The organism is Mycobacterium sp. (assembly GCF_032162605.1).
Classification (GTDB): Bacteria; Actinomycetota; Actinomycetes; order Mycobacteriales; family Mycobacteriaceae; genus Mycobacterium.
This window is the reverse complement of the sequence record NZ_JAVROT010000224.1, coordinates 1-5,715: the sequence shown is the minus strand read 5'-3', so window position 1 is coordinate 5,715 and position 5,715 is coordinate 1. Positions and strand designations below refer to the sequence as shown.

The 5,715-nt window shown below is 66.9% G+C and carries 4 protein-coding genes and 2 pseudogenes; all 6 read right to left on the bottom strand.

What is annotated here, in order from left to right:
• Nucleotides 1-1,299, bottom strand: a 1,299-nt coding sequence (locus QOI01_RS13830) for an NtaA/DmoA family FMN-dependent monooxygenase (RefSeq protein WP_526381777.1), incomplete at its 3' end; no start/stop codon positions are given.
• A complete protein-coding gene (locus QOI01_RS13825; RefSeq protein WP_526381775.1) occupies nt 1,271-2,308 on the bottom strand; it encodes an aldo/keto reductase in 1,038 nt (345 codons plus the stop codon). The genes QOI01_RS13825 and QOI01_RS13830, both read right to left, overlap by 29 nt.
• A gap of 28 nt (nt 2,309-2,336) precedes the next feature.
• Nucleotides 2,337-3,375 (bottom strand): annotated as a pseudogene (locus QOI01_RS13820) (aldo/keto reductase).
• Nucleotides 3,376-3,399: 24 nt separating this feature from the next.
• Nucleotides 3,400-4,608 (bottom strand): acyl-CoA dehydrogenase family protein, encoded by a 1,209-nt coding sequence (locus tag QOI01_RS13815; RefSeq protein WP_526381773.1) that lies wholly within the window; start codon nt 4,606-4,608, stop codon nt 3,400-3,402.
• Nucleotides 4,605-5,516, bottom strand: a complete 912-nt coding sequence (locus QOI01_RS13810; protein WP_526381771.1) for an LLM class flavin-dependent oxidoreductase — start codon at nt 5,514-5,516, stop codon at nt 4,605-4,607. The genes QOI01_RS13815 and QOI01_RS13810 overlap by 4 nt, the downstream gene beginning before the upstream one ends.
• Nucleotides 5,513-5,715 (bottom strand): annotated as a pseudogene (locus QOI01_RS13805) (LLM class flavin-dependent oxidoreductase); the annotation flags it as partial. The gene QOI01_RS13810 and the pseudogene QOI01_RS13805, both read right to left, overlap by 4 nt.

Sequence of the window (5,715 nt, the reverse complement as noted above, 5' to 3'; positions counted from 1 at the left end):
TTCGGCTGCTTTGACGAGTCCACGTTGGATGAGCAGAGGCACGACCAGTCGCGCGAATCGCTCGAAGTCGACCGACGTGTCGGCGTACATGATCGTGAAGCCGTCCGCCGCACCTGCTTTGAACCATGCCTCAAGGTCGTCGGCGATCTGCTCCGGCGTACCCGCCACCAGTCGATGACCACCGGCCGAGATGCCCGCGGTGTGCCGGATGAACTCGCGCGCACTCAACGGTTGCTCCGCCAGCAGCGCGCGGGTGCTGATCTGAAACCCGGTGGAGCCGACTGAATTCAGCGGCTCGGCGGGCACGTCGTCGGCTCGGATCGGGTCGTCGAGACTACGGTCGGGCAGTCCGAGGGAGTCGAGGAGACCTCGGGCGAGATCGTCGATCGGCAGCGTGCCCAACAGCGCCTCCCGACGTTGCCGGAGGTCGTCGTCGGTCTCCCCCACTAGCACGATGACGCCGAGCGAGACCTTGACGTGGTCGCGGTTGCGGCCGGCAGCGGCGGCTCGGGCGCGGATGTCGTCGCGGAAAGTGATTGCCTTGCCAATAGTCTGGGCGACGGTGAAGATCACGTCGGCCAACTCGGAGCCGAGCCTGAGCCCGGCCTCGGATCCACCGGCCTGGACGACGACGGGCCAGCCTTGCGGGCCGGCCGGCACGGACAGTGTGCCTGCCACCGAGAAGAACTCGCCCTCATGGTCCAGCGAATGAATCTTGGCGCCATCCGCGTAGATACCGGCGGCCTTGTCCGCCACGATCGCGTCGGGCTCCCAGCCACTCCAAAGGCCCTGCACGACCGAGAGAAACTCGTAGGCCCGGCGGTAGCGGGTCTCCTTGTCGAGTGGCTCTGCCAAGCCGAAGTTGGCCGCAGCATCGGGGGCGTAGGTGGTGACGATGTTGACCGCCGTCCGCCCCTTGGTGACGATGTCCAGAGCTTGGAAACGTCGGGCCAGGTTGTACGGCGAGTTGTACGTGGCCGAGCTGGTGATGAGCACACCGACCCGGGTGGTGATCGCGGCGAGATTGCCGAGCAACACCAGCGGGTCGATCCCGTTGCCCGGGTTGTGCACGATGTCCGGGCTCAGCGCTGGCGCGTCGCCGAGAAAGATCGCGTGCAGTCCAGCATCGTCGGCGATCCTAGCGAGGCGCTGGAAGTGGTCGATCGACAGCCAGTCGGTTGGGTGGTTGTGCGGCAGGCGCCAGGCAGCGCGGAAGTGGCCGGGCGTCATGAGCGACGCCACCAGGTGGAAGGTCACGTGCTGGGTGACGTCACTGTCGGGCGGCAGTGCCGTGGACACCGTGCTGGTCGATGAGCGCAAGCTCCTCGTCGGTGAAGTCGGGAGCCGCGAGAGCCTTGACGTTGTGATCGAGCTGCTCAGTCGAGCTCGCACCGATCAGAGCTGAGGTCACCGCCGGGTTGCGCAGCACCCATTGCAGTGCGAGCTGCGCCAACGACTGGCCACGCGCCTCCGCGACCTTGTTGAGTTCTGCAGTGCGCTGGCGGTAGGTGTCGTCGATCTGCGCAGGTGTGAGGAAGTCGCTGGCCTGCGCCCGCGCGCCGTCGGGGATCGACTCGAGGTACTTGTCGGTGAGGAGGCCCTGGTGCAATGGCGAGTACACGATCAAGCCGAACCCATCCTGCAGGGCCAGCTCCGCCAGACCGTTCTGGTCGATGCTGCGGTCATAGATCGAGTACCGCGGTTGGTGAACGAGCAGCGGCACGCCCTGCGCCGTCAGCAGCGCGGAGATCTCGGCGGCGCGCTCCGGCTGGTAGTTCGAGATCCCCACGTACAGCGCCTTTCCCGCCGTCACCGCCGCCGCCAGCGCGCTGGCGGTCTCCTCCAGCGGAGTCGTCGGGTCGGGGACATGGTGGTAGAAGATGTCGACGTAGTCGGTGTTGAGGTCTCGCAGGCTGAGTTCCAGTGACGTCAGCAGGTTCTTCCGCGATCCGCCCTTGAGATACGGGCTGGCACCGATGATGCCGCCTGCCTTGGTGGACAGCACCAGCTCGTGGCGGTATGGCGCCAACTCCTCGCGCAGGACACGGCCGAAAGTCCGTTCCGCGCCGCGGTGCGGCGGCCCGTAGCGGTTTGCGTTGTCGAAATGTGTGATGCCCAAGTCGAAGGCGTGCAGGATGATGTCGCGTTGGGTGTCGAAGGCGTAGTCGGCGCCGAACTTCTGCCACAGGCCGAACGAGAATGCGGGTAGGTCGAGGCCCGAGACGCCTGCGCGCCGGTACGGCAGCGAATCGTAGCGATTTTCGGCTGCGAGGTGCACCCGTTGGTAGTGGGGGAACTGGTCGGTCATCGGGAATCTCTTTCTGGGGATCAGGAATTCAGCGGGGGCGTCGCAGCGCCGCGGGTTGCAGGGCGGGGGTATCACGTCCGGTATCTCGCTCGAGGAACTGGGTGCCAGGGTCGACGATGTCGTCGATCCGGTCGAGCACGTCGTCACTGAGTTCGACCGATGCCGCCTTCAGGTAGGCCTCGAGGTGTGCGGGTGTGCGTGGGCCGATGATGACGCTGCTGATGGCAGGGGTGGTTGAGCGCGAAGGCGACCGAAAGCTCGATCGTGCTGAGCCCGTTGTCTTCTGCCAATTGGGCCAGGGCGTCCGCGGCGACGAGCTTGCGGCGGTTGCGCTCCAGCGAGATGTCGAACCGCCCCGGTATCAGGTCGGCGCGGGCCGAGGTGGGCTGCTCGCCGCCGAGCCGGTACTTGCCCGAAAGCCAACCTGCGGCCAGCGGGCCGTAGCTGATGACACCGAGCCCGTACTCCCGCACCACGGGGAAGACTTCACGTTCGGAGCCACGGACCAACGGCGAGTAGGGCAGCTGCTCGGTGTGCGGCGCGATCAGGCCGTGCTTCTCGGCCAGCCACTGCGCCTCGACGAGCTGATGGGCCGGGAAGGCCGACGTGCCGTAGTAACGGATCTTGCCGGAGCGCACCAGTCCATCAAGGGTGCTCAGCGTCTCCAGGAGATCGGTGTGCGGGTCGGGTCGGTGCGCCTGGTAGAGGTCCAGGTAGTCCGTGCCAAGTCTGCGCAGGCTGTCTTCGACTGCCTGGATGATCCAGCGGCGGCTGTTGCCTGCGTGCTGCGGGTTGTCCCCAATTTGGTTGTGGAACTTCGTCGCAAGGAACAGGTCTTCGCGAGGGGCCGACGCCGACTTGAGCGCCTTGCCGACGATCACCTCGGACGATCCGTGACCGTAGGCGTCGGCGGTGTCGAGCACCGTGATCCCGGCGTCGATCGCGGCGTGGATGATCTCGATGCTTTCGCCCTCTTCGGCCCAGCGATCGAAGTTCATGGTCCCGAGTGTGAGGGGGCTGATCAGGACACCCGTGCGGCCGAGGCGACGGGTGAGTTCCAGTGACATGCGGTTGTGGTTCCTCTCTTGAACTCAGAACAGTCCCGACGTCGGCGGTTCCTCGCCGACCAGGTGGTAGCCGCCCGCGACCGCCATTTTCCAATTTCGGGGGTTGTGGTTGGCGATGGTGCGGGCGTTGCGCCAGTGCCGGTCGAAAGCGTATTTGCGGTCAGTAGCGGAGCCACCGCCCACATCGAAGATCAGCTCCGCAGCCCGCAATGCCGATTCGGCGGCAACGTACTGCGCCTCGGCCACATTGACCGCGGCCGAGGCAGCCAGGTCACGGAGCTCCCCGGCCGGGGCGAGCAGGACTTGCCCGATGGCCTCTGCCGCGACGAGCACAACGGCCCGCGCGGCGTTGGCGCGCGCAGCGATCTCTCCGACGACGTGGCGTACGTAGGGATCGTCCACCGCCCGGTCGGCACTGCTGTGCTTGATCGGCCGCGCCTTCGTGCGGGCGAACCACAGCGCGTCATCCAAGGCGGCTGCCGCAATACCCGCCTCGACGGCGGAGAGGTATAGCTGCGCGAACGTGCCCTGCCACGGGTTGGGCGGCGGCGTGTCGCCGATCCGCTGGATCTCGTCGACCTCGACCCTGACGTCGTGTAGCCGTGTGGTGCCCGAGGCGGTCAGACGTTGGCCGATGGCATCGAAGTCATCGAGGCGTTCGACGCCCTCGCGGTCGGCGGGCACGGTGAATCGAACGACTCTGCCGTCGTCGTCGACCGCGCTGCCGCCAAACCACTGGGCGTAGAGCCCGCCGGTGGAGTAGTACTTCTCCCCCGCGATGCGAAACTCGTTGTCCTTCTCGTACAGTCGGGTCGCCACCCCGCCTGCCGCTCCGCCTCGCTCATTGCTGGTACCGGTGAACAGGTCCCCTGCGCGCAGCCGCTCCAGGATGTGTTCGCGGTTGGGGACGTCGTTGGGCCCGACGATGGCGTGAGCGGCCAGGAAGCTTGGGCGCAGTGCCTGTGCCACGTTCGAGTCCGCTCGGGCGATGGCGATGACCAGATCCGCCACGTCGCGAATCGTGCCGCCGGCGCCGCCGTCTCGCGCCGGGATTCCGGTGAGCGTGATCCGGTGCTCGCGGAGCTCACGCACCTCGTCGTAGGAATACTCGCGGGTGCCTTCGCGCTCTCGAGCGCTGTCGGCGAGACGGGTCAGGACCGGCGTAATCGCGGCCCGGATCCCGGCTACGGTCAGCGCTTCCTGTTGCTCCGACGTCACCCTGGCGGCTGTCATGCGTTGACCTGCAGCAGATCCGGCAATCCCAAACTGGATCGCAGAGTCGAACCCCCTGGTTTGCGCAGCCGCGGCACCACGTCGCGAACCGCCGCCTCGATCTCCGACGCCGAACCACGAGGTGCCAGTACGAAGCCGTTGATCCCGTCGACTGCCGTCCACGCCGGCACGCCGGATAGATCGTCGAACACCCGCAGCAGCACCGCAACGTCTTCTCGACGACGACCGGCAGCGACCAGTTCGCCCGAGAGCGCATCCGCTGCACCGACGGCGTCGGCCGGGTCGACGATCACGGCATCGGCAGCCTTGGCGATCCGTGCCCATCCCAGTTCCGCTGGATCGGCGGCGAGCAGGACCGGACGTCCCTGCACCGACGCCGGCCCATCCAGGGATCCCCGCGCGCGATAGAACCGGCCCTCGAAGTGGACCGGACGGATCAGTTCCTCGTCGACCACCAGCGCGGAAGCCTGATCACCCAGTAACGCGTTGCGCGGGAAGGACTCCCATAGTCCGGTGAGGACGGCGGCGTACTCGGCCCATCGTTGCGCCGGATCATCGGCCCCGCCATCGGGCTGCACGGCGTCGCTGACCTCGTCGCCGTCCCCGGTGCGCAGCACCACACCCACGCGGCCCTCGGCGGCCCGGTCGAAGGACAGTACTCGGCGGCCCAGATTGTAGGGGGCGTGGCGGGTGGTTGGAGTGTCGATGACGTAGGCCAGACCGCTGTGGCGGCCGGCGAGATACGCACCCACGATCGACGGGTCGATCGTAGGGCCGTCAGAGCCGTTGTCCATCAACCGAATCCCGGTGGCGCCGACGCCCTGAGCTACAGCGGCGATCGCGTCGGCCTGTGCCAGAGATACCTGACCGGCGGACGCACCCACGGTCAACTCGACGAAGACGCTCATATGCTCACTTCATCCAGACGGCGCGGTGCTTGCGGCAGCCCGATGCCCAGATGGCCACGCAGCGTGGCGGACTCATATTCGGTGCGGAAGAGTCCGCGCCGTTGCAGCACCGGTACGAGGTGATCAGCGAAGTCATCGAACCCCGAGGGCAACACGTCGGGCATCACGTTGAAACCATCGGCTGCACCGTGGCGGTACC